21 protein-coding genes are annotated in these 19,936 nt (G+C 71.1%); 10 read left to right on the forward strand and 11 right to left on the reverse strand.

Features of this window, described 5'->3' with window-relative positions; translation table 11 throughout:
- The first annotated feature begins 40 nt into the window (after positions 1–40).
- The 4 genes from VGN18_RS20245 (at position 41) to VGN18_RS20260 (ending at position 3,151) form a co-directional block, all read left to right on the forward strand.
- A complete protein-coding gene (locus VGN18_RS20245; RefSeq protein ID WP_327541537.1) occupies positions 41–292 on the forward strand; it encodes a DUF4242 domain-containing protein in 252 nt (83 codons plus the stop codon).
- 17 nt (positions 293–309) lie between these two features.
- Complete coding sequence (locus VGN18_RS20250; protein ID WP_327541538.1) at positions 310–804, forward strand: GNAT family N-acetyltransferase; 495 nt, start codon at positions 310–312, stop codon at positions 802–804.
- Between the two features lie 32 nt (positions 805–836).
- Entirely contained in the window at positions 837–1,244 is a 408-nt protein-coding gene (locus VGN18_RS20255; protein WP_327541539.1) for a hypothetical protein, read from the forward strand.
- 248 nt (positions 1,245–1,492) lie between these two features.
- The gene (locus tag VGN18_RS20260) at positions 1,493–3,151 is read left to right on the forward strand and encodes a hypothetical protein (RefSeq protein ID WP_327541540.1); all 1,659 of its coding nucleotides are present in this window, start codon (positions 1,493–1,495) and stop codon (positions 3,149–3,151) included.
- A 49-nt stretch (positions 3,152–3,200) separates the two neighbouring features.
- On the opposite strand, the gene VGN18_RS20265 is transcribed toward VGN18_RS20260, so the two are convergent.
- A complete protein-coding gene (locus tag VGN18_RS20265) occupies positions 3,201–4,877 on the reverse strand; it encodes a DUF885 domain-containing protein (protein WP_327541541.1) in 1,677 nt (558 codons plus the stop codon).
- 128 nt (positions 4,878–5,005) lie between these two features.
- Between VGN18_RS20265 and VGN18_RS20270 the strand changes: the two genes are divergently transcribed.
- Entirely contained in the window at positions 5,006–5,926 is a 921-nt protein-coding gene (locus tag VGN18_RS20270; RefSeq protein ID WP_327541542.1) for a haloalkane dehalogenase, read from the forward strand.
- A gap of 10 nt (positions 5,927–5,936) precedes the next feature.
- Positions 5,937–6,515, forward strand: coding sequence for a dCTP deaminase (gene dcd, locus VGN18_RS20275; protein WP_327541543.1), 579 nt, complete (start codon positions 5,937–5,939; stop codon positions 6,513–6,515).
- 1 nt (position 6,516) lies between these two features.
- Here dcd and VGN18_RS20280 read toward each other — a convergent pair whose 3' ends face one another.
- Genes VGN18_RS20280 through VGN18_RS20295 form a run of 4 tightly spaced genes read right to left on the reverse strand, consistent with a single transcriptional unit; the run spans position 6,517 to position 9,581 of the window.
- Entirely contained in the window at positions 6,517–7,245 is a 729-nt protein-coding gene (locus VGN18_RS20280; RefSeq protein WP_327541544.1) for a maleylpyruvate isomerase family mycothiol-dependent enzyme, read from the reverse strand.
- A 36-nt stretch (positions 7,246–7,281) separates the two neighbouring features.
- Entirely contained in the window at positions 7,282–7,755 is a 474-nt protein-coding gene (locus VGN18_RS20285; RefSeq protein WP_327541591.1) for a carbonic anhydrase, read from the reverse strand.
- A 33-nt stretch (positions 7,756–7,788) separates the two neighbouring features.
- Positions 7,789–8,892, reverse strand: a complete 1,104-nt coding sequence (locus VGN18_RS20290) for a branched-chain amino acid aminotransferase (protein WP_327541545.1) — start codon at positions 8,890–8,892, stop codon at positions 7,789–7,791.
- 44 nt (positions 8,893–8,936) lie between these two features.
- A complete protein-coding gene (locus VGN18_RS20295) occupies positions 8,937–9,581 on the reverse strand; it encodes a TetR/AcrR family transcriptional regulator (protein WP_327541546.1) in 645 nt (214 codons plus the stop codon).
- Between the two features lie 79 nt (positions 9,582–9,660).
- Here VGN18_RS20295 and VGN18_RS20300 point away from each other — a divergent pair, with 79 nt between their 5' ends.
- Both VGN18_RS20300 and VGN18_RS20305 read left to right on the forward strand, forming a co-directional pair.
- A complete protein-coding gene (locus VGN18_RS20300; RefSeq protein ID WP_327541547.1) occupies positions 9,661–11,235 on the forward strand; it encodes an NAD(P)/FAD-dependent oxidoreductase in 1,575 nt (524 codons plus the stop codon).
- A gap of 58 nt (positions 11,236–11,293) precedes the next feature.
- Entirely contained in the window at positions 11,294–12,175 is an 882-nt protein-coding gene (locus VGN18_RS20305) for an SDR family NAD(P)-dependent oxidoreductase (RefSeq protein WP_327541548.1), read from the forward strand.
- A 12-nt stretch (positions 12,176–12,187) separates the two neighbouring features.
- Here VGN18_RS20305 and VGN18_RS20310 read toward each other — a convergent pair whose 3' ends face one another.
- Entirely contained in the window at positions 12,188–13,189 is a 1,002-nt protein-coding gene (locus tag VGN18_RS20310) for a putative adhesin (protein ID WP_327541549.1), read from the reverse strand.
- 182 nt (positions 13,190–13,371) lie between these two features.
- Between VGN18_RS20310 and VGN18_RS20315 the strand changes: the two genes are divergently transcribed.
- Complete coding sequence (locus VGN18_RS20315; RefSeq protein ID WP_327541550.1) at positions 13,372–13,533, forward strand: hypothetical protein; 162 nt, start codon at positions 13,372–13,374, stop codon at positions 13,531–13,533.
- 108 nt (positions 13,534–13,641) lie between these two features.
- Here VGN18_RS20315 and VGN18_RS20320 read toward each other — a convergent pair whose 3' ends face one another.
- From VGN18_RS20320 to VGN18_RS20340, 5 genes are all read right to left on the reverse strand, one after another.
- Positions 13,642–14,715 (reverse strand): histidine kinase, encoded by a 1,074-nt coding sequence (locus tag VGN18_RS20320; protein ID WP_327541551.1) that lies wholly within the window; start codon positions 14,713–14,715, stop codon positions 13,642–13,644.
- A gap of 341 nt (positions 14,716–15,056) precedes the next feature.
- The gene (locus VGN18_RS20325; protein ID WP_327541552.1) at positions 15,057–15,500 is read right to left on the reverse strand and encodes a MarR family winged helix-turn-helix transcriptional regulator; all 444 of its coding nucleotides are present in this window, start codon (positions 15,498–15,500) and stop codon (positions 15,057–15,059) included.
- Between the two features lie 229 nt (positions 15,501–15,729).
- Positions 15,730–16,590 (reverse strand): MaoC family dehydratase, encoded by an 861-nt coding sequence (locus tag VGN18_RS20330; RefSeq protein WP_327541553.1) that lies wholly within the window; start codon positions 16,588–16,590, stop codon positions 15,730–15,732.
- Complete coding sequence (locus VGN18_RS20335; RefSeq protein WP_327541554.1) at positions 16,590–17,918, reverse strand: 3-oxoacyl-ACP reductase; 1,329 nt, start codon at positions 17,916–17,918, stop codon at positions 16,590–16,592. Before VGN18_RS20335 ends, VGN18_RS20330 begins: the two co-directional genes overlap by 1 nt.
- A gap of 1 nt (position 17,919) precedes the next feature.
- Positions 17,920–19,209, reverse strand: coding sequence for an acetyl-CoA C-acetyltransferase (locus VGN18_RS20340; protein WP_327541555.1), 1,290 nt, complete (start codon positions 19,207–19,209; stop codon positions 17,920–17,922).
- A 31-nt stretch (positions 19,210–19,240) separates the two neighbouring features.
- Between VGN18_RS20340 and VGN18_RS20345 the strand changes: the two genes are divergently transcribed.
- Entirely contained in the window at positions 19,241–19,930 is a 690-nt protein-coding gene (locus VGN18_RS20345) for a TetR/AcrR family transcriptional regulator (RefSeq protein ID WP_327541556.1), read from the forward strand.
- The last annotated feature ends 6 nt before the right edge of the window (positions 19,931–19,936 follow it).

Here is a 19,936-nt window from a genome sequence, read left to right on the forward strand (position 1 = left end):
GACCCGCGGAATCGCGGGCCGACACCTTGGGGAGCACGACATGCCACTGTTCATGGACGTCCACGATCTGGGCGACGCGGTCAGCATCGACGACGTCGCGAAGGCCCACGCCGCCGACCTGCAGACGCAGGGCGAGCACGGGGTGCACTACCTGCGGTACTGGGTCGACCAGGAGGCGGGCAAGATCTTCTGCCTGGTCGACGCCCCCGACGCCGAGGCGGCCAACACGGTGCACCGCGAGGCCCACGGCCTCGTCGCGGACTCGATCCACCCGGTCGTCGAGGGCGACTGATCGGTACCGTCGGGTCGGTGACCCGCGAGTGGACGACGCCGCGGCTGCGGCTCACGCCGGTCGCGGTCACCGACGCCGACGCGTTCGTCGCCCTCGAGATCGCGCTCCGCTCGCTCGAGACACCGCCGCGCGACGCGCCCGACCCCGTCACCTGGGCCGGCTACCTCGCGCAGTTCGTCGCAGTCTGGGACGACGGCCCCCTGGGCTACTGGACCGCCCGGCGGGACGGCGAGGTGGTCGGCTTCGGCGGCGTGAAGCCCAAGCGGTGGCGCGAGCGCGACTGCTGGAACCTCTACTACCGGCTGCACCCGAGCCGGCACGGCAGCGGTCTGGCCACCGAGCTCGCCCGCGCCGCCGTGGCCGCCGCGACCGTCACCCGTCCCGAGTGGCCGGTGCTCGTGGAGACGCGCCCGACCAATCCCGCCGCGTTGGCGGTCGCCGAGCGGGCCGGGCTGACCCGGCGACCCGACCTCGACGACGACGGCTGGGCCGTGCTCCTGCTCGAGCGGTGACGCCGCGGGCCTTCCCGCCCTAGTCTCCTGACATGAGCGAGGTGCGTCCGCCGAACCGAGTCGACCTCGAGGACGCGCAGTGGGGCATGGCCGACGCCACCGAGAAACGTCCCGCCTCCCCCGAACGGCTCGCCTACGAGGCCTGGATGCGGGGCGAGCGGACATTCCAGATCGACCTCGTGATCAGCCGGGACGAGGGCTTCGTGCATCCGACCAGGGGTCCGGCGACCCGTACGCGTCGGGTCGAGTCGGACGAGAACGTCATCGACAAGATCGAGGAGCAGGGCTGGCGGCTCGAGCACGTCGCGCTCGCGCACGCCCAGACCGGCTCGATCGGGCACGAGGGCTACCCCTGGTTCGCGTTCCACGGCAAGCACACCGCGCTCTACATCTTCCGCCGGGTCGAGCAGACGCCGAACATCGTCGGACCGGGGCTCTGACCCCGCCGCCGGTCACGGCGGCACCGACTCGGCACGGCGATTCGTCACCATATGCGACCGACCCTGGTGATCGGTGATCTCCAGGGGTACCGTCCGGGCCGGAAATCGGCCGCTGCGGCCGATGCGCCGACGCCCCGATCGCCGACGCTCCTTCCCGCTCGAAGGGAGGTAGCGGCTCGTCCAACCAGCCCGGCGTCGTGACGACCTCTGCCGGTCCCGACGCCGCGTCTCGACGAAGGGACATCACGGTGAATCGATCCATCGCAGCAGGTCTCACGGCGGTCGCCGCCCTCACGCTCGTCGGCCTCGGCCTGCCGGGCGCCACGTCCGCCGGCGGGGCCACCGCCACGACCCTCGGCGTGCACACCTCGCTGTGCCTCAGCCGGTCGTCCATGTGCGCCGACATGTACGACAACCCGGCGGGTGGTTACGTCGGTCACGACGAGCCGTCGCTCGAGTTCAAATCGGGCATCGCGGGGTCGGGCAACGACATCACCTACACGATGACGCTGCCGAAGGACCCGCCCGTGCGGCCGCGCCAGGACGGCAGCGGCGGCACCTGGAACTTCCAGCTGCGCCCCACGTTCTGGTTCGGGCTGACGCTGTGCGACTCCGAGTCCTCGCCCGAGTTCACCAAGATCTGCACGCCCGACTCCGACGGCAACAACCTCGTCGGGACGAACCCGGCAGCCCCGGACTACATCGGCAAGCACCCCGGCAACGCCTACATGGAGTTGCAGTTCTACGGCCCGGGCTACGTGCCACAGTTCGAGGGCTTCGGCTGCTCGGCCCACTCGTACTGCGCGGCCATCACCATCGACTCGCGCACCCAGGACCAGAACACCGGGATCGAGAACAACGCCGACTGCAACAACTACATCCTCGGCGGACCGGAGCCGATCAACTGGGCCTACATCACGAAGTCCGGCCTGCCCCAGGCCCCGGCCAACCCGCTGTTCACCGGAACCTTCGCCGCCCCGAACCTCAGCGCGGTGACCCCGGACCTCACCAAGGACCTGCTCATGACGCCGGGCGACCGGGTCCGCGTCCACATGTACGACACCGCGGCCGGGCTGCGCATCGACCTGAACGACCTGACCCGGGGCCGGCACGGCTCCATGACCGCGTCGGTCGCCAACGGTTTCGGGCACATCCTGTACGAGCCGAGCTCGACGACGTGCCACATGGCGCCCTACGCCTTCCACCCGGAGTACTCGACCGCCGACCCGCGGGGCAACACGTGGTCGGCGCACACGTACAACGTGGCGATGTCCGACGAGATCGGGCACTTCGAGAACTGCCTGCAGCTCGACGCCAACCTCAACTGCGCCGTCGCGCCGAACGGCCAGGCCCTCGACGAGGACGACTCGTCCTGCGTGCCCGGCTCGGACTCGACCCTCATCCACATCAACGGCTGCTTCGCCTCGGACGAGGACTTCGACGGCCAGTCCTACCGGCTCGACTGGCCCGGGACGGATCCGAACGTGAACCGCGACCGGAAGCTGCACCCGACCTCGGTGCTGTTCACCAGCCCACTGGCCAACGGCCGGTCGAACTACTCGACGATCGCGTTCGAGACCGACCTGCCGCGCATCGAGGCGGGCGACTCGCAGGACACTCCGCCGTTCTGCGATCGCAACACCGGTGCGAACTGCGTCAACCCGCCATCCGGCGCGGCGTTCTACCCGTTCTTCTCGACCCGGACGGTCGGCGACGTCTGCACCTGGCAGGAGGGCGGCCGCTACATCCCGGGCACGACGCACCTGTTCGGCGGCAACTCGGCCGCGGAGTTCGGTCCGTTGCTGAGCACGGTGTACCCGGTGGCGGGCCCCACCACGGTCACGCGCTTCAACAACTTCAACAGCGGTGATCGCCGCAACCCCTGTCAGCAGTCGCGAAACCACTGAAAGGTTCGGGCCGGACGGGACCGTACCTTCGGGTCCGGTCCCGTCCGGATCATCCGCGCGACGTGATCCAGTCGTCGACGATCCCGGCCAGTACCGGCATCGGCACCGAGCCGCTGTCGAGCAACGCGCCGTTGAAGGCGGGCAGGTCGAACGCGTCACCGAGCGCCGCCTCGGCCTTCGCCCGCAGCCGCAGGATCTCGCGCTGCCCGGCGAGGTAGGCCAGCGCCTGGCCGGGCCAGGCGATGTAGCGGTCGATCTCGTTGGCCAGGAAGCTCTCCGGCAGCGCGACGTGCTCGACCACGTACTCGACGGCGCGGGCCCGGCTCCAGCCGAAGGCGTGCAGGCCGGTGTCGACGACGAGGCGCGCCGCGCGGTGCATCTCGATGTAGACCGACCCGATCTCGGCCCGCACGTCGCTGTAGAGCCCGAACTCGCCGGCCAGCCGTTCGGCGTAGAGCCCCCAGCCCTCGGCGTGCACGGTGATGGTCAGCTGCTGCAGCAGCGGCAGGTCGTCGAGCACCTGGGTGCGGGCGACCTGCGAGTGGTGGCCGGGCACCGTCTCGTGGAAGGCGACGGCCTCGAGATCCCAGCCGGCGCCGGCCGTCGGGCGCAGGGTGTTGAACCAGAACGTGCCCGGCCGGCTGCCGTCCTGCTGCGGACGCGTGTAGTGCGGCGCCATGCCCGACTCGCCGACCGTCGCCGGCATCGGCGTGACGGCACAGGGTTCGGGCAGCGGCGGCGGCATCATCTCGGCCGCGCGGGCCTCGGCCCGGGCGACCGCGGTGCGGGCCGCGGCCAGCGCCGACTCGGCGTCGAGCTCGCTCGCCGACGCGCGCACGGCGGCGATGACGGCGGGCAGGTCGGCCGGCCCGATCCGCGCCCCGAGGTCGAGGGCCCGGGCCTCGAGCCGCTCGACCTCGGCGAGCCCGATCGCGTGCAACTCCTCGGCGGTCAGCGGCAGGGTGGTGTGGAAGGCGATCGCGCGCAGGTAGTCCTCGTCGCCGCCGGGCAGCGCGCCGAGGCCGGCCTGCTCGTCCGACCGGGCGTGCGGCCGCAGCTCGACCAGCAGGTCGCACCAGCGCCGCACGGCCGGCAGCACCTCGTCGACGACGATGCGATCCCGCTCGGTCGACCACTGCGCGGTGCCGTCCCACCCGGCCGGCGGGGCCGGGGTGGTGAACGCCGCCGGCACGTCGGCGGCCAGGGTGCGCTCGGCCCAGTCCACGGCCTGGTCGACGAGCGAGCCGACCGGCGCCCGGCCCTTGGTCCGCCCCTCGGCGAGGCGGGCGGTGCTCGCGTCGATCCAATCGGCGAGCCCGGCCAGGCGCGACAGGTAGTCCCGGGCCGCCCGCTCGTCGGGCAGCACCGTGCGCGCGGCGAGCGCGAAGATCATCGGGGGGCCGGCGATCGGCATGGCGCTGACGGTGTACTCGATCTCGCCGGCGGCGATGGCGAGGCGGCGCCGCTCGCACGTCGCCCGGACCACGGCGAGGGTGACCCGCTCGGCGGCGTCGGCCGGCTCGACCTCGTCGCACCGGGCCGCGAAGGCAGCGAGGTCCGCGTCGAGGGCCTGCTCGGCCGCGGCGGACGGGTCGGGCACGAGCGCGTCGTACTCGCGCAGCCCGAGCCCGGTGCCCAGGAACGGGTCGGCGTCGAGCAGGCGCCGGGCGAGGTCGTCCGCAAGGCGGCGGACCGGGCTCGCGTCGTCGGAGGTGTAGATCGTCACCGTTTCATCCTGGCCGCGCGGGCACGTCGAAGTACACACGTTCGCGACGTGGTGGAAGTTCGTGCCGCCCGCGGCCCGGACGCTCGGCCGGACGCGCCCGTCGGCCGGGCGGGCGGTAGCTTCCGGGCATGGAGACGCTGCGCACGCCTGACGACCGCTTCGCCGACCTGCCCGACTTCGGTCACGAGCCGCACTACGCCGACGTTCCCGACCAGGACGGCGGCACGCTGCGGATGGCCTGGGTCGAGGCCGGCCCGGCCGACGGCGAGCCGGTGCTGCTGCTGCACGGCGAGCCGTCGTGGTCGTTCCTGTACCGCACGATGATGCCGGTGCTGGCCGGCGCCGGGCTGCGGGCGATCGCCCCCGACCTGGTCGGCTTCGGCCGCTCGGACAAGCCGACCGAGATCGGCGACCACAGCTACGCCCGGCACGTCGAGTGGATGCGCTCCCTGGTGTTCGACGTGATGGGGCTCGACGGCGTCACCCTGGTCGGACAGGACTGGGGTGGACTCATCGGGCTGCGCCTGGCCGCGGAGCACCCCGAGCGGTTCGCCCGCCTCGTCGTCGCCAACAGCGGGCTGCCGACCGGCGATCACCCGATGCCCGAGATCTGGCACCAGTTCCGGGCGGCGATCCAGACGGCGCCCGTGGTCGACGTCGCCCGGTTCGTGGCCAGCGGGTGCGCCCGGCCGATGTCCGACGCGGTCGCGGCCGGCTACGACGCCCCGTTCCCGGACGAGTCGTTCAAGGCCGGCCCGCGGGCGATGCCCGGGCTCGTCCCGACCGGTCCGGACGATCCGGCGACCGAGGCCAACCGGGCCGCGTGGGGCGTGCTGGCCGCGTCACCGACCCCGGTGCTCGTCGCGTTCTCCGACGGAGACCCGATCACCGGCGCGATGCGCCCGATCCTCGAGAAGGTCCTGCCGGGCGCGCAGGGCCGCGAGCACCCGACCGTCACGAACGCCGGGCACTTCCTGCAGGAGGACGCCGGCCCCGAGCTCGCCGCGCACATCGTGACCTTCGTCGAGGCGACCCCGGCCGCCCGATAGCCTCTGCCCCATGCTGCTGAGCGACCGCGACATCCGCGCCGAGGTCGGCTCCGGCCGCCTGGCCGTGGAACCCTGGGAGGACGGGCTCGTCCAGCCGTCGAGCGTCGACGTCCGGCTCGACCGGTTCTTCCGGGTCTTCAACAACTCGCGCTACACCCACATCGACCCGGCCGAGCAGCAGGACGACCTCACCGCGCTCGTCGAACCCGAGGGCGAGGAGCCGTTCGTCCTGCACCCGGGCGAGTTCGTGCTCGGCTCGACGCTCGAGGTCGTGACGCTGCCCGACGACCTCGCCGGTCGGCTGGAGGGCAAGTCGTCGCTGGGCCGGCTCGGCCTGCTCACGCACTCGACGGCGGGCTTCATCGACCCCGGCTTCAACGGCCACATCACCCTCGAGCTGTCCAACGTGGCCAACCTGCCGATCATGCTGCACCCGGGCATGAAGATCGGCCAGCTGTGCCTGTTCCGGCTGTCCAGCCCGGCCGAGCACCCGTACGGATCGGCGGTCTACGGCTCGCGCTACCAGGGCCAGCGCGGGCCGACCCCGAGCCGGTCGTACCTGAACTTCAAGCGCTGGCCGACGCAGTAGCTCAGCTGCGCACGATGCGCACCGTCGCGGCCCAGCGCGCGGCGACCTCGACGTCGCCGCTCACCACCGCCTCCGACGGCCGGTTCCACACCCAGCGGTAGACCTCCGACGACGTGCCCCGCACGATCGCGTCGGCATCACCACCCTCGGTCTCGCTGATGACGTTGCGCTCGCCGCCGAACCGGATGCGCCAGGACGGCCCGTCGGTCAGCTCGAGGGCCAGCGTGCCGGGGGTCGGCACCGCGAAGGGACGCCCCCGGCCGAAGCCGAGCAGCAGTTCGGCGATGCCGTCCTGGGCCAGGTCGCTCGCGAATTCGGGCACCTCGCCGGCGGCGGCCCCGGCGTCGGCCCGGTGGATCGCCGTCTCGTGGGCCTGACGCCGGGCCCAGAAGTGCCGCGCACTGTCGGCCTTCATCAGCGTCGGCACCTTCAGGTCGGCCGGCGCCGCGCGCAGCGTCTCGACCAGGTCGGCGTGCCCGGCCAGGAACCACTCGAGCACGTCGGCGTCGTCCGGGCCGCCGTCGGTGAGGTCGCCCGCCGTGTCGATCGCGGTGACCTCACCGCGCAGGATCGCCGTCGCCCACCGGTGCGCCCCGCTCGTGTGCCGCACCAGCTGCCCGACGTTCCAGTCCAGGTAGGGCACCGCTTGCTCGACCCCGGCCCGGCGCGCGGACTGCACGAGCCGCGGCCCCTCGGCGTCCAGGTGATCGATCAACGTGGCGGCATCCATCGCTGGATCGTCGCACGCAGGCGACGAGCCCGCGGATCAGCTGGGCTTGACCTCGTCCAGGCGGCCGGTCGCGACGTCGAAGACGAAACCGCGGATCGAGTCCTTCTTCGGGACGAAGGGGCTGGTCCTGATCCGGTCGATCGACTGGCGGACGTCGATCTCCACGTCGTCGAACGCCTCGGCCGACCACGACGGCTTGATGCCGGTCTCGTCCTGGATCGACTTCTTGAACGCGTCGTCGGTGAAGGTCAGCATGCCGCAGTCGGTGTGGTGGATGAGGATGATCTCCTCGGTGCCGAGCAGCCGCTGGCTGATCGCGAGCGAGCGGATCTCGTCCTCGGTGATCACGCCGCCCGCGTTGCGGATCACGTGCGCCTCGCCCTCCTTGATGCCGAGCGCGCCGTGCACGTTCAACCGGGCGTCCATGCAGGCGACGATCGCGACGTGCTTCGCCGGTGGCAGTGGCAGCGGGCCGGAGAACGACTCGGCGTAAAGGGCGTTGTTGGCCAGGTACTCATCGGTGACGCGCGAAGAGCCCGCGGATCAGAGCGAGTGCATCCAGTTGTGGGTGTCGGCGACCTGGCCGGTCTGCAGGGCGAGCAGGCGCTCGCGCAGCTGCATGGTCACCGGGCCCGGGGTGCCGTCGCCGACGGTCCACTCGCCGGTCGCGCTCTTGACCGAGCCGACGGGGGTGATGACGGCGGCGGTGCCGCACGCGAACACCTCGGTGATGGCGCCGGAGGCGTTGCCGGCCTGCCACTCGTCGGTCGAGATCTTGCCCTCCTCCGCGGTGTAGCCGAGCTCGCCGGCGAGGGTGAGCAGCGAGTCGCGGGTGACGCCGGGCAGCAGCGTGCCGGTGAGCGCGGGCGTGACGATCCGGGCCGACGGGCCCGAGCCGTGCACGAAGTACAGGTTCATGCCGCCCATCTCCTCGACCCACCGGTGCTCGGCGGCGTCGAGCCAGACGACCTGGTCGCAGCCCTGCTCGGTGGCGTAGGCCTGGGCGACGAACGCGGCGGCGTAGTTGCCGGCGCACTTGGCCTCGCCCGTGCCACCAGGGGCGGCGCGGGTGTACTCGGTCGACAGCCACACCTTCACCGGCTTGATGCCGCCACTGAAGTACGCGCCGGCCGGCGAGGCGATGAGCAGGTAGGTGTACGAGCTGGACGGCTTGTTGACGCCGAGCCCGACCTCGGTCGCGATCATGAACGGGCGGAAGTAGAGCGACTCGTCGGGGTTGGCCGGCACCCAGGCGCGGTCGACCTCGGCCAGCGCGCGCAGCGACTCGACGAACAGCTCCTCGGGCAGCTCGGCCATCGCCAGCCGTCGGGCCGACCGCTGGAACCGCTTCGCGTTCGCCTCGGGGCGGAAAGTCGCGATCGAGCCGTCGGCCTGCCGGTAGGCCTTGAGCCCCTCGAAGATCTCCTGGCCGTAGTGCAGCGCCGAGGTCGCGGGGTCGAGCGAGAGCGGGCCGTACGGCACGACGCGGCCGGGACCCCAGCCGTCGGCCTCGGTCCAGTCGATGCGGACCATGTGGTCGGTGAAGTAGCGGCCGAAGCCCGGCGCGGCCAGGATCTCGGCCCGCTCGGCCTCGCTACGGGGGTTGGGGTTGCGTTCGACGCTGAACGACGCAGTGCTCTGGCTCATAGTCGGTCATCCTAGGACTTCCAGCCGAGAGAGAAACGAGCCCTTCAGCCTCCGATGGCTGTGTGGGCGGTGAGGATGGAGACCAGCGTGCCCACCTCGTCGTCCGATGCGGAGAGCGCGACGGCCGGCAGCGACTTGGTCAGCATCTCGAGCAACTGCTCGCGCCCGAAGGTGCGCGACTCCGTCCAGCGGATGACGCACTCCTCGACGTAGGCCACCCAGCCGTGGACGGCCAGCACCGCCCGGTCGCTGAGTTCGAGACCGAGTTCGCCGATGACGTCGATGACGCGCTGGGCCATCGTCGCGCGGGTGTGGTCGAAGATCGCCCGCATCTCGAGGTCGGCGCTGGCCGCCCCGCGGACGAGCGACTTGTAGTTGTCCGGGTTCTCCTCGACGTAGTCGATGAAGCGCGACAGCGCCCCGCGGAGCGCCTCGACCGGCGGCAGCGAGGTGTCGGGCTCGGTTCGCTCGATCATCGCCGCGGCGGCGGCCCGGGCGACCTCGACGTGGAAGTCCTGCTTGGAGGAGAAGTAGTGGAACAGCAGCCCGCGTGAGATGCCGGCCGTCTGCGCGATGAGCTCGACCGACAGCTCGTCGAGCCGCCGGGTGGCCAGCATCTCGACGCCGAGTTCGATGAGCTGGGCGCGCCGGGCCTCCGGGCTCAGCCGCACGCGCTTGGTCGCCGTCATGCCGATCATCGTAACTCGCTATTGAACGTGAGCCAACTATCTATTGACTGACGTTCAATGAGCTTTTACGCTCGACACCATGACCCAGGCACCCACTCGCCCGACGAGGACCCCGCGACGCAAGCCGGTCAACGGCTCCCACCCCCGCCGCCACGTCGGCGTGCTGATCATCGGCAGCGGCTTCGCCGGTCTCGGCGCGGCGATCCGGCTCGTGAAGGACGGTCGCGACGACTTCCTCGTCATCGAGCGGGGCCGCGAGGTCGGCGGCACCTGGCGCGACAACACCTATCCGGGGGCGGCCTGTGACGTGCCCTCACACCTGTACTCCTACAGCTTCGAGCTGAACCCGACCTGGTCGCGCTCGTTCTCGCCGCAGCCCGAGATCCAGGACTACCTGCGCTCGGTCGCGGCCAAGTACGACGTCGCCGACAAGCACCTGTTCGACACCGAGGTCACCCTCGCCCGGTGGGACGAGGCGACGAGCCGCTGGCTGGTCGACACCACCAACGGCGACTTCAGCGCCGACGTCCTCGTCGGCGCGGTCGGCGCCCTGTGCGAGCCGAACCTGCCCGACATCGTGGGCATCGAGAACTTCGAAGGCGAGATCTTCCACTCGGCCCGCTGGAACCACGACGCCGACCTCGCCGGCAAGCGGGTGGCCATCATCGGCACCGGCGCCTCGGCGATCCAGATCGGCCCGGCCATCGCCGGCACGGTCGGCCACCTCGACGTCTACCAGCGCACCGCGCCGTGGGTGATGCCGCGGCACGACCGCGCCTACTCGGGGCTCGAGAGCTTCGCCTACAAGAACGTGCCCCTCCTGCAACGCGCCGCCCGCGAGGCGATCTACTGGGGCCGCGAGGCCTACGTGCTGGGTTTCGCGTTCCAGCCCAGGATCCTGCAGGCGGCCCAGAAGGTGGCCGAGCGCAACATCGCCAAGGGCATCAAGGCCGACACCGCTGACGGGGCAGAACTCCGCGCGAAGGTCACCCCCGACTGGCAGATCGGCTGCAAGCGCATCCTCATCTCCAACACCTGGTACCCGATGCTGGCGCAGGACAACGTCGACCTCGTCACCGACGGCATCGCCGAGATCCGCGGCAACGCGATCGTCAGCACCGACGGCACCGTGCGCGAGGTCGACGCGATCGTGGTCGCCACCGGCTTCCACGTCACCGACTCCCCGACCTATCAGCGCATCATCGGCAAGGACGGCCGCTCGCTCGCCCAAGTGTGGGACGAGCAGGGCCAGCAGGCCTACAAGGGCGCCGCGGTCGCCGGCTTCCCGAACATGCTCTTCGTCGTCGGCCCCAACACCGGCCTCGGGCACAGCTCGATGGTCTACATGATCGAGTCGCACCTGAACTACCTGTCCAGCGCGTTGAAGACCATGGATCAGCAGAGGCTGGCGACGTTCGAGGTCACCGAGGCGGCGCAGCGGGAGTTCAACGAGAACCTGCAGTCCCGCATGGGCCGCACGATCTGGAAGACCGGCGGCTGCGCGAGCTGGTACCTCGACAAGCACGGCAACAACACGACACTCTGGCCGGGCTTCACCTTCGCCTTCCGCCAGCAGACGCGACGCTTCGACGTCGCGGCCTACGACACCACCGAGCGCGCGGGCGCGGTCGTCCCGATCGCCGCGAGCGCCTGACACCCCCGTCCGCACCACCGCCTGATCCCCCGTTCGAACCATCGAAGGAGCAACAGTCATGACCGACGTCAAGGGCAAGGTCGCCGTCGTCACCGGAGCCGGATCGGGCATCGGCCGCGCGCTGGCCTACGACCTCGCACGCCGCGGCGCCAAGCTGGCGATCAGCGATGTCGACGAGACCGGGCTGGCCGAGACGGTCAAGCAGGTGCGGGTGATCGGCGCGCCGGTGCACTCGACCCGCCTCGACGTCACCGACCGGGACGCCGTGCTCGCCTACGCCGACACCGTCCGGGCCGAGTACGGGGTTGTCAACGTCGTCATCAACAACGCCGGCATTGCCTTCACCGGCGACGTCGAGCACATGTCGTTCGCCCAGATCGAGAAGGTCATGGACGTCGACTTCTGGGGCGTCGTCAACGGCACCAAGGCCTTCCTGCCGCACCTGATCGAGTCGGGCGACGGCCACGTCGTCAACATCTCCTCGCTGTTCGGCCTGCTCGCGGTGCCGGGGCAGAGCGCGTACAACGCGGCCAAGTTCGCGGTACGCGGCTTCACCGAGGCGCTGCGCCAGGAGATGCTCGTCGCCGGTCACAACGTGCAGGTCACCTGCGTGCACCCCGGCGGCATCAAGACCGCGATCGCCCGCAACGCCGGCGCGGTCGAGGGCCACGACGCCGCCTCGCTCGCCGAGTTCTTCGACGCCAAGCTGGCCAAGACGTCGCCGGAGTCGGCGGCCAGGTCGATCCTGCGGGCCGTCTCGCGAAACCGGCCCCGGGCCGTCGTCGGCCTCGACGCCAAGTTCCTCGACATCGCCATCCGGGTGCTCGGCCCGGCCTACCAGCGCCTGCTCGTCCGCGGCGCGGGTCGCGTCATGCCGAGCGCGTCGGCCCAGGCCGCGGCCACGGCGCCGGCCCCGTCGCAGACGAAGGCCAGCGCCTGACCGCTCGCCCGGCTACTCGAACTTCACCGACTTGTCGGAGAACTGTTCGACCATGGACTTGATGGTCCCCTCGTGCGCGGGCGGGACGCCGGTGAAGACCAGCTTGCCGGCGCCGAAGGTCGCGCGGGCCACCTGGAAGGTGCCGTGGGCGTAGTCCTGTTGCTGCCGCACCCAGTCGGCGTAGCCGTGCTGGTCGCCGAGCAGCATCAGGAACCCGCCGATCTCCCAGGTGGCATCGGTGTCCTCGTCGAGGTCCTTGACGTAGCGCTGGTTGACGTCGGCGACGTTCTGCCGGTCGGTGTCCGACGGGTACCAGACGGCGGTCGTCGCCCGGCCCTGGTCCCACGCGTAGATGCCGGGGTCGCGGAGCAGGACGTCCTTCTCCCCCTGGCCGAGTGCGTCGAACCACTTCTCGAACCCGGCCGGGTCGATCTGGGCCATCTGCAGCGCGTTCGCCACGGCGTCGTCCGGGTTCGTGCCGAGGAAGGACTCACCCAGCGCGTCGCCCCGGGCGGTGTCGACCGCACCCTGGGTCGTGGCGTCGAAGCCCTCGGTGACGGTGCACGCGATCCAGTGCAGGTCCTGGCCCTTGTAGACGCCGAGGATGCCGTCGCACGTGTGCTCGCGCGGGCCCGCGACCGCGCCGGTGATCATGCGCGGATCCTTCGGGCAGGTGGCCTCCGTGCCCGTGCACAACTGCGGCTTCGCGCCCAGGTTCGAGCCGACGAGCAGCAGCGTGTTGCCGCCCCAGTCGTTGTTCGGGTCGACGAGGCCCTGCCGCTGGCCCTCGGTCAGCGCCTCCAGCCCGAGGTTGTAGGTCACCCCGGTGTCGTCGATCGGCGGCCACGGCTGCGACATGCTGCCGAAGTTGTCCAGCAACCCCTTGGTGACGACGAGCGACTGGCCGGTGTCGGCGTAGTACTGCAGCGTCGTGCCCGCGCTCAGCGCGCAGACCTCCATCTTGGCTCCGTCGGCCGGGCTGAACCCGCCGTGGCCGAGAATCACGTATCCCATCGGCAGACCTTTGATTCCGGTCGCGGTCGCCCCGACCGCGGCATCACGTCCGAGAATTTCGGCGCCCCGCGAGGTGCGTCAATGCGCCGAGTGGATCTGGGGCGGATTGTCTGCCCGTTCGTGCACCGCTCCGGGCGGGAACCCTCCGGGTCGACGAGGGGTTGTAGGGACAGGAGGTCGTCATGACGTTGGGCAAGGTAGTGCTGGCGCTGCTCGCCATCTGGATTCTGCTCGGGATCATGGGGCTGATCATCAAGGGCCTGTTCTGGCTCTTCGTGATCGCCCTCGTGGCCTTCGGGTTCACCCTCGCCGGCTCGGCCCGGCGGGGACTCACCCGACGCTGAGTTCGGCAAGCAGGGTGAGCTCGCCCGTGCGCGCTGGCGTAGCCGCCGCAGCGGCATGATCGGTCGTCTCGGGGGCGGTGTCGGCGACGAGGGCGAGCGGGTGCCCAGCTAGTCCGTCGGGTTCGGTGGCGGGGGCTGGTTGAGCGGTGCGTGCCATTCGATGACGGTCCCGGTGGGTTCGTTGCTGTGCCAGGTGAAGGTGCCGCCGAGTTGTTCAGCGCGGGCGCGCAAGTTCGCTAGTCCGCTGCTTCGGTCCAATCGGTTGAAGCCGAGGCCGTTGTCGGCGATCTTGATGTCGATCTGTTCCGGGTCGACAGTGACGGTGACGGTGACTGCGCTGGCCTCGGCATGCTTCGTAATGTTCGACAGAGACTCGGTGATGACGGCGAGGACTTCGCCGGACATGTCAGCGGGCAGGTCGAGGGGGCCGGACAGAACGACGGTGGGGTTGAACCCCAGGATCATCGCCGCGCGGCCGGCGATCTCGGTGATGGCTGTCGCCGTCTCCGCGTCCGTGAGGCCGTGGGTCAGGTGGAAGATCGATTTCCGCAGCGCGACGATCGCTTTGTCGATGGTGTCGATCGCCAACTCGACGCGCTCTGCCGGACCTGGCTCGATCGTCGTGGCCACGGCGGCCAGCTGCAGGCTCGCGCTGTAGAGGCTTTGGATGATCGTGTCGTGCAGGTCCGCGGCGATGCGTTCCCGTTCGCGCGCCAAGACGAGCGGCTCGAAGGCTGCGCGCGTGGCTGCCTCGGCCACTACTCGGGCTGTGGTGTCGGTGACGACCGCGAAGAAGCCCTGGACCTTCCCGTCGACGGAGTGGGGAACGTAGACGCCTTCGGAGTAGCGGACGCTGCCCGCCGCATCCACCGTGGTTGCGTCGAAGTCCTGCTCCTCACCGTGCAGCACAGCCCGGACGTGCGGCATTCCATGTTCGGTGTCCTCGGGGCTCCCCGCGAACTGGATGTCGGTCCCGACCACACCTGGTTCGGCGGCCTGGAACCACGCGACGTAGGTGTTGCTGGCGAACTTGTTGCGCAGTTCAGCGTCGAAGTAAGCCACCATCGGCGGCTGGTCACGAAGCGTCGTAACCAGATCCTGAAGCACCTCCCCACGCGGCGGTTCGGCGTTCTCAGGTGGCTGCACACTCCCACCTTCGACCTTTACGGCGACAAGCAGCAAGGGCTCAACGCTCCATCCCAATTGGGCCGACGGACCCGCGCGACCGCACCAGCAACCGGGCGATCATCGGCATGATGCACACCGTTCGCCGCCCGGGCTGCGGACGGATTGCGACGCAACCAAGCCAGCGCCGTAGCGGACGCGCCGGGCCCCGGGCGACGCTGAACCTGCTGCCGCGCCTCCGCGGCGCATCGTGCGGTGGAGGCGAGCGGACATCGCGGTGTGTAGCTCAGGTGTGTTTACACCGTCATACAAACCTGGGCCGCACAGTACTGCCCGAACCTCGGCCGATTACGCACATCCAGCTCGTCTCGCGGCCGAACCGGTCCGGCCGCTGAGGCCTACCAGGCCGGCCGCAGCGGGCCGGTGCGGTCGAGCGCGCCGAGGAGCCCGTAGAGCGACTTGAGGCCGGCGGCACCGAGGGTCGGGCGCCACGCGGCGACCGCCTCCGCCGCCGCCTCCTCCGTCGCCGCGGCGCACGCCCGGCCCCGCGCGGTCAGCGTGAGCAGCCGCCGCCGGGCGTCGTTCGGGTCGGCCACCCGCTTCACGTGCCGCCGGCCGACGAGCACCTCGACCAGCTGGCTGGCCGCCTGCTTGGTGACGCCCAACTGCTCGGCGACATCGAGCACCGTCGTGTCACCCTGGCCGATCCGCACCAGCGCGAACCCCTGAGCCGGACGCACCGCCGCGTGACCGCGGCGCGCCAGGCCCTCCTGGATGCCGTCGACGACGAGGGTCGCGGCGTTCAGCACGGTCAGGGCAAGATCGGTGTCGCGCTTGGTCATGCAGACACCCTGGCACAGTGGTCAACGCTCTGGACCATCTGGTCCAGCACCTTGACGATCATGCAACGATGACCCCAAGCCCGCATCCTGTCCGGGGACTACCCGCACCGGGTCGACGAATCGACCGACCCCTCGTGTCCACCGTGCGCGGTTTCGGTGACGCCGTGGGCAATGCCGCCGACGGGATCGTCGACTGGTTCGCCCGCCGGGCGCGCGAGACGGGACCCGATCAGCCGGGCTGAGCGACCGGTCGCACCGTCCCGGCGAGGTGCGGCTTGCCCGACTTCGCCGCCCGAACGTCCAACTCCCAACCGGCGTCGTCGCGGGTCGCCGCGATGGCGACCGTCGACGGCAGCGGCACCGGCAGCTTGAACGCGACCTCGGCGGTGAACGAATCGTCGAGCCGACCCTCGAGCGTGGCCAGCGTGCGGGCCTTGAGCCACATACCGTGCGCGATGGCCGAGGAGAACCCGAACGCCCGCGCGGTGAGCCCGTGCAGGTGGATCGGGTTCCGGTCACCCGACACCGCGCCGTAGCGGCGGCCGATGTCGTCGGGCACGCGGACCAGCGCGAGCGGGCCGTCCTGCGGCGCGAGCTCGGTCCGCTTCTTCTCCTTCGACGCGTCGTCGGCCGCCTTGCCGCGGCGCAGGTAGGTGCTGCGCCCCGTCCATACCGTCTCGCCGGCGACGCTCGCCTCGGCCAGCAGGTCGAACTGCCGACCGGCCGCGTGCGGGCGCAGGTCGGCCGCGCGCACCGTGAACGACACCGTCTCGTCCGAGCGCACCCGGCGCAGCTGCGTGATCGAGTTCGCGACGTGCACCATGCCGACCAGCGGGAACGGGAACGCCTGCTCGGTCATCAGCGCCACCGACAGCGGGAACGCGAGGACGTGCAGGTAGGTCGGCGGCAGCACGTCGGACACCCCGAACCCGCACACCTTCTGGTACGCCACGAGGTGATCGGCGTCGACCGTCTGGTCGGCCAGCGTGTACGTCGACCCGGGCAGGGCCGAGCCGCGGTGCAGCGGCCCGGTCACCGCCGCCCGGGCGTAGAGCGGCAGCAGGGACGGCGGGCTGGTGAGAGCCGGCATTACGCTCCCACGAGGTTCTGGCCGCACACCCGCAGCACCTGACCGTTGACACCACCGGCGCCGGGCGAGGAGAGCCACGACACGGCCTCGGCGACGTCGATCGGCAGGCCGGCCTGCTGCAGCGACGACAGGCGCCGCGCGACCTCGCGGGTGGCCAGCGGCATCTTGGCCGTCATCTCGGTGTCGATGAAGCCGGGCGCGATGGCGTTGATCGTCGAGTCGCCGTGCGCGGCGAACGCCGCCGCGGAGGAGCGGACGAGCCCGAGCACGCCGGCCTTCGTCGCGCCGTAGTTGGTCTGCCCGCGGTTGCCCGACAGCCCGGTGGTCGACGACAGGCAGACCACCCGCGCCTGGGCGTTGAGCTGGTCGCTGCCGAGCAGCGCGGCGTCGATGCGCAGCTGTGATTCGAGGTTGACCGCGATGACCGAGTCCCACTGCTCCGGCTTCATGTTGGCCAGCAGCTTGTCCCGGGTGATCCCGGCGTTGTGGACGAGGACGTCGAGGCCCTTCGTGTGCGCGGCCAGGTGCTCGAGCAGCCGCTCCGGCGCCTTGTCCGACGCGACGTCGAGGTGCAGGGCGGTGCCGCCGACCCGGTTGGCGACCTTGGCCAGCGCCTCGCCGGCCGAGGTCAGGTCGGCGACGATGACGTGCGCGCCGTCGCGGGCGAGCACGCCGGCGATGGCGGCGCCGATGCCGCGGGCCGCGCCGGTCACCAGGGCGGTCTTGCCGGCCAGCGGCTGGTCCCAGTCCTTCGGGGCCGGCGCCTTGCCGGCGCCGAGCAGCAGCGGCTGGCCGTCGACGTAGGCCGACTTGCCGGAGAGGAAGAAGCGCAGCGCCGAGGCCAGCGACGCGTCGTCGGCGACCCAGAGCAGGTTCGCGGTGGCACCGCGGCGCAGCTCCTTGGCCAGCGAGCGGACGATGCCGTCGAGGGCCTGGCGGGCGGCGTCGGCGGTGATGTCGGCGCCGTCGGTCGGGGTGCCGAGCACGATGACCCGACCCGACGAGCCGAGCGCCTTGAGCCCGGGCGCCAGGAACTCCCGCAGCCCGGAGAGGTCGCGCGGCGTGGCCACCGACCGGGCGTCGAGGACGACGGCGGCGAGCCGGTCGGTCTCGCCGAGGGTGTCGAGCACCTCGGCGCCGGCCGTCGTCAGCAGCTTGCGCAGCGCGGCAGTCGGCTTGCCCGACGTCGAGCCGAGCAGCAGCGGGCCGGGCAGCAGCGGGTCCCCCGCGCTGTAGCGGCGCAGCACCGAGGGGCGCGGCAGCCCGACGCGCGAGGCGACGGCCGAGCCGACGGGCGAGTTGACGAGATTCAGGTACCGGTCCGACATGTCACGCCTCCAGAATCGCAACGACGCCCTGGCCACCGGCGGCGCAGATCGAGATCAGCCCTCGGCCGGAGCCCTTCTCATGCAGCATCTTGGCCAGCGAGGCCACGATGCGTCCACCGGTCGCGGCGAACGGGTGTCCGGCGGCGAGCGACGAGCCGTTGACGTTGAGCTTCGCGCGGTCGATCGAACCGAGCGCGCCGTCGAGTCCCAGGCGGGTACGGCAGAACTCGTCGTCCTCCCACGCCTTCATGGTGGCGAGCACCGTCCCGGCGAACGCCTCGTGGATCTCGATGAAGTCGAAGTCGGCGAAGGTGAGGCCGTTACGGGCCAGCAGCCGCGGCACCGCGTAGACCGGCGCCATCAACAGGCCGTCGGCCAACTTGTCGCCGTGCACGTAGTCGACGGCCGCGGTCTCGGCGTCGACGAAGTACGCGAGCACCGGCAGGTTGTGCGCGGCGGCCCACTCGTCCGAGGCCAGCAGGACGGTCGACGCCCCGTCGGTCAGCGGCGTCGAGTTGCCGGCGGTCATCGTCGCCTGCTCGCCGAAGGACCTGCCGAACGCCGGCGAAAGCTTGGCCAGCTTCTCGGCGGTCGAGTCGGCCCGCAGGTTCTGGTCGCGGGTGAGGCCGAGGAACGGGGTGATCAGGTCGTCCTGGAAGCCGCGGTCGTAGGCGGCGGCGAGGTTCTGGTGCGACGCGGCCGCGAGCTCGTCCTGCGCCTCGCGGGTGATGCCCCACTCGAGCGTGGTGATCGCCTGGTGCTCGCCCATGGACAGCCCGGTGCGCGGCTCGGAGTTCTGCGGGATCGACGGCACGAGCTGGGTCGGGCGGATGCCGGCCAGGGCCTTGACCCGGCCGCCGAGCGACTTGGCCCGGTTGGCCTCCAGCAGCACCGCGCGGAGGTCCTCGTTCACCGCGATGGGGGCGTCCGACGTGGTGTCGACGCCGGCGGCGATCGCCGAGTCGATCTGGCCGAGGGCGATCTTGTTGGCGGTGAGGATCACGGTCTCGAGCCCGGTGCCGCACGCCTGCTGGACGTCGTAGGCGGGGGTGTTGGGCGACAGGCGCGAGCCGAGGACGGACTCGCGGGTGAGGTTGAAGTCGCGGCTGTGCTTGAGCACGGCGCCGGCGGCGACCTCACCGAGTCGCTCGTCCTGCAGGCCGAAGCGGGCGACGAGCCCGTCGATGGCGGCGGTGAGCATGTCCTGGTTGGACGCGTGCGCGTACGGGCCGTTCGAGCGGGCGAACGGGATGCGGTTGCCACCCACGATGGCGGCGCGACGTGTATTCACGACACCGACGGTATCCGCTACTTTGTGTCTCGTGAAGAAGGCTGTGGCCGGACCAACAGGCGAACCCGCCGAAGACGGGCGAAGTTCGCGCTGGGCCGAGCACCGCACGCTGCGCCGCGAGGAGTTGCTCGACGCCGCGGTCACGGCGGTCGGGCGCTACGGCGCCGACGTCGGCATGGACCAGATCGCCGCCGAGGCGGGAACCAGCAAGCCGGTGATCTACCGCTACTTCGCCGACAAGTTCGACCTGTACCGGGCCGTGGGCCGCCGGGTCGTGGCCAGCATCGTCACCGCGCTGGAGAGCGTGCCCGACGACGCCGACCCGCAGGTCATGCTGCACATCGCCATCGACTCCTACCTTCAGCTGCTCGAGGACAACCCCAACCTCTTCCGCTTCGTCACCCACAACCGGTTGCTGGGCAGCCCGACGCCGTCGGACTTCAGCGGCGCGGTGTCCGCGGTGCTCGGCGCGGCGCTGGCCCACCAGTTGCAGCAGTGCGGCCTGGACCCGAGCCGGGCCCAGCCCTGGGGCGAGGCCTCGCTCGGCTTCATCCGGGCCGCCAGCCTCTGGTGGCTCGAGCACCCCGGGGCGATGACCCGGCGCGAGCTCACCGAGTACCTCGCGGCCCTGCTCTGGGGTGGCGCCGCGGGGGTATACCAATCGGCGGGACGCGACGTCGACGGCCGACCCGCACCTGGTGTGTTCCCCCCAGCCGACTAGCAGCCC

This window comes from Jatrophihabitans sp., assembly GCF_036000465.1.
Lineage (GTDB): Bacteria > Actinomycetota > Actinomycetes > Mycobacteriales > Jatrophihabitantaceae > Jatrophihabitans.

Bases quoted from the DNA above. Each gene is read 5' to 3' on its own strand.
- VGN18_RS20290 (WP_327541545.1), bottom strand. From the start codon at position 8,892: ATGAGCCAGAGCACTGCGTCGTTCAGCGTCGAACGCAACCCCAACCCC.
- VGN18_RS20295 (WP_327541546.1), bottom strand. From the start codon at position 9,581: ATGACGGCGACCAAGCGCGTGCGGCTGAGCCCGGAGGCCCGGCGCGCC.
- VGN18_RS20270 (WP_327541542.1), top strand. From the start codon at position 5,006: ATGGAGACGCTGCGCACGCCTGACGACCGCTTCGCCGACCTGCCCGAC.
- VGN18_RS20325 (WP_327541552.1), bottom strand. From the start codon at position 15,500: ATGACCAAGCGCGACACCGATCTTGCCCTGACCGTGCTGAACGCCGCG.
- dcd (WP_327541543.1), top strand. From the start codon at position 5,937: ATGCTGCTGAGCGACCGCGACATCCGCGCCGAGGTCGGCTCCGGCCGC.
- VGN18_RS20255 (WP_327541539.1), top strand. From the start codon at position 837: ATGAGCGAGGTGCGTCCGCCGAACCGAGTCGACCTCGAGGACGCGCAG.
- VGN18_RS20310 (WP_327541549.1), bottom strand. From the start codon at position 13,189: ATGGGATACGTGATTCTCGGCCACGGCGGGTTCAGCCCGGCCGACGGA.
- VGN18_RS20305 (WP_327541548.1), top strand. From the start codon at position 11,294: ATGACCGACGTCAAGGGCAAGGTCGCCGTCGTCACCGGAGCCGGATCG.
- VGN18_RS20335 (WP_327541554.1), bottom strand. From the start codon at position 17,918: ATGTCGGACCGGTACCTGAATCTCGTCAACTCGCCCGTCGGCTCGGCC.
- VGN18_RS20280 (WP_327541544.1), bottom strand. From the start codon at position 7,245: ATGGATGCCGCCACGTTGATCGATCACCTGGACGCCGAGGGGCCGCGG.
- VGN18_RS20330 (WP_327541553.1), bottom strand. From the start codon at position 16,590: ATGCCGGCTCTCACCAGCCCGCCGTCCCTGCTGCCGCTCTACGCCCGG.
- VGN18_RS20315 (WP_327541550.1), top strand. From the start codon at position 13,372: ATGACGTTGGGCAAGGTAGTGCTGGCGCTGCTCGCCATCTGGATTCTG.
- VGN18_RS20245 (WP_327541537.1), top strand. From the start codon at position 41: ATGCCACTGTTCATGGACGTCCACGATCTGGGCGACGCGGTCAGCATC.
- VGN18_RS20300 (WP_327541547.1), top strand. From the start codon at position 9,661: ATGACCCAGGCACCCACTCGCCCGACGAGGACCCCGCGACGCAAGCCG.